Below are 2,351 nucleotides of genomic sequence, written 5' to 3'. Positions count from 1 at the left end.
GCGCTGAACGATCTGGATCTGACGATTCCGAGCGGCATGTTCGGGCTACTGGGGCCAAATGGCGCGGGCAAGACCACGCTGATGCGCATTCTGGCCGGTATCCTGCGCCCGACGAGCGGCAGTCTGCGCGTCGGCCCGTTCGACGGCAACAGCGAACAGGGACGCACGGCCATCAAGCGCGTGCTGGGCTACCTGCCGCAGGACCTGGGCGTCTACCCGGATTTGAGCGCGCGGGAGTTCCTCGACTATATCGCCATCCTCAAGGGCATGGATGACCGCAAAACGCGCCAGCAGCGCATTGCCTACCTGCTTGAGACGGTTTCGCTTGCGGACGTGGCGCATCGCAAGCTGAAGACCTTTTCGGGCGGCATGAAGCGACGCATCGGCATTGCCCAGGCCCTGCTCAACGACCCGCAACTGCTGATCGTCGACGAACCGACGGCAGGCCTCGACCCGGAGGAGCGCATCCGTTTCCGCAATCTGCTCTCCGAACTGGCTGGAGACCGCACCGTCCTGCTCTCCACGCACATCGTGGAGGATATCGCGCAGACGAGTCGCAACCTTGCCATCATGAAACAGGGCCGCGTCATCTTCCAGGGTACTACCTTCGACCTGCTGCGCGAAGCACAGGGCAAGGTATGGATGATTACGACGGAAGGCGCCAAACCCGAAGGCAACTTCACGGTTGTCGCCACCATGCACCTGGGAACCGGCGTGCAGTACCGCGTCGTAGGCGACCTCTCGCCGCGCGCCGGAGCCGTCCCCATCGAGCCAACCCTCGAAGATAGCTACGTCTGGCTCATGCGCGAACAGCGTGCGCCTGCCAACAGCGCAACAATGTTGCCTTAGCCCCACACTTTCACAAGACACGAGCGGCTGGTGTCCGTTCTATAAAGGTAGTGATGGCCAGCCGCTCCCAATCGAAACAGAGAGTAAGATCAAAAAAGCAACGAGCTAATCAACCATTTCTGGCTTGCCCTTGCGAAATGTTTTGACACAAAGCACAAAACCGAGGAAAGACCAGGCAGTCGCCCAGATGATTCCCAGAATCATCGTGGTCAGATCTACCTTAAAATAGCCAGGAACCCATTCGCCAACTTCTATAGCAACGCGACAGTTATAGAATGCCAGGACACCCAGAACCAGAAAGGCGAACGTCCAGAACCTGGGAAACGCAGCCTTGACCAGAGCTTTCCACATCAACAGCAGATAGCTACCCAGCAGTATTCCTCCAACCACACTGATACTGCTGAGGAAGGGAGGCAGCCAACCGATTCCTGGATTACAGGGTAAATCAGGAACGCAATTGTTGACAAACGATAGTACAATCTCTGGCACAACAATAGCCATGATGATGAAAACGATGCCGATGGTACTCTGCCAGCGATCCCAGCGGAGTTGCGGGGCAAAGTTCCAGTTCAGACAAAGCAAGGCAATGAGAAAAAAAAGCCACGGGCTTACTGAAATCCAATGGTATTCTCGGGGGATGTTCCAGTCCCAGGTGACATGATAATGGGTCGTACTTGTGAGTATCACACTCAACCAACTTACCTGAGAAACGAGTATTGCTGTTTGCAATGCTCCCCCCAGCAGAGCCGCCAGGCCAGCTACCCTTTCACGATGGAAGCGTATCATTTGTTCCTCCCTGATCAATAAAGTTTCTCTGAAAAAGAGATGAAGTTGCCGGGCTTGGAACCCAGGCAGAGAAATGGAAAAGTAAGATGCTGCTATTGAGTGTACTACATCTTATTTTCCCCATTTCCAGTTAGAAGAACCAATCTCGAATGTTTCCTTTACAAATTGCTTTCTAAAGTAGAGGATGCTTGACGCAAAGAGATTGTGACATATCAAGTGATCCAATTCCTAAATGCACCCTCCTTGTTCTTCACTGCTGGATAAAGTGGCTCAAAGTGAGCAACATATTCTTTAGATACCCTCCAGATGCTCTTCAAAGGAGCCGAACCTATTACTGAATAAATTCGGCTCCTTTGAATGGTATCCACCTTTAGTAGCTATTAAGCTCATCACAAAGTGACCGATTCTTGTGAGCGAAAGGAATTATGTAATGGGTTCCCTTCCCGCGTATAGATCAGGAACTTTGGTGCCACCGAAAAGGGAAATCGGTACCATTTGAAATAGGCCCGACATCGATAAGCAATTGTGCGCCTCCATTCTCAAGAACCATATAGTTATGAGCTTGACTACCAATTGCTACATTATTGATATCACAATTCGTAACCTGTTCCTGATGACCCGGCGGGTTGAATTCGGCCACATCGTACCCCCCGAATCCCAGCTCATTGCCGCCAACACGTTCTGCAATGCATTCACCGCTAGCACTGTCAGAATTA

General features: G+C 52.4%; 3 protein-coding genes. 1 reads left to right on the top strand and 2 read right to left on the bottom strand.

Annotation, left to right across the window (positions count from 1 at the left end; translation table 11 throughout):
- Positions 1–849, top strand: an 849-nt coding sequence (locus tag VFA09_09315; protein ID HZU67466.1) for an ABC transporter ATP-binding protein, incomplete at its 5' end; no start/stop codon positions are given.
- 105 nt (positions 850–954) lie between these two features.
- Here the strand turns inward: VFA09_09315 and VFA09_09310 are convergent.
- Positions 955–1,635 (bottom strand): hypothetical protein, encoded by a 681-nt coding sequence (locus VFA09_09310; GenBank protein HZU67465.1) that lies wholly within the window; start codon positions 1,633–1,635, stop codon positions 955–957.
- Between the two features lie 454 nt (positions 1,636–2,089).
- Positions 2,090–2,351: hypothetical protein (locus VFA09_09305; protein HZU67464.1), on the bottom strand; the 262-nt coding region annotated here is incomplete at its 5' end.

It is taken from the genome of Ktedonobacteraceae bacterium (assembly GCA_035653615.1).
Taxonomy (GTDB): Bacteria; Chloroflexota; Ktedonobacteria; order Ktedonobacterales; family Ktedonobacteraceae; genus DASRBN01.
The sequence above is the reverse complement of the archived record's forward strand: the minus strand, read 5'-3'. Positions and strand labels throughout refer to the sequence as shown.

What these genes read in the sequence shown, in the direction of transcription:
- VFA09_09310 (HZU67465.1), bottom strand. Translation starts at nt 1,635, where the DNA reads ATGATACGCTTCCATCGTGAAAGGGTAGCTGGCCTGGCGGCTCTGCTG.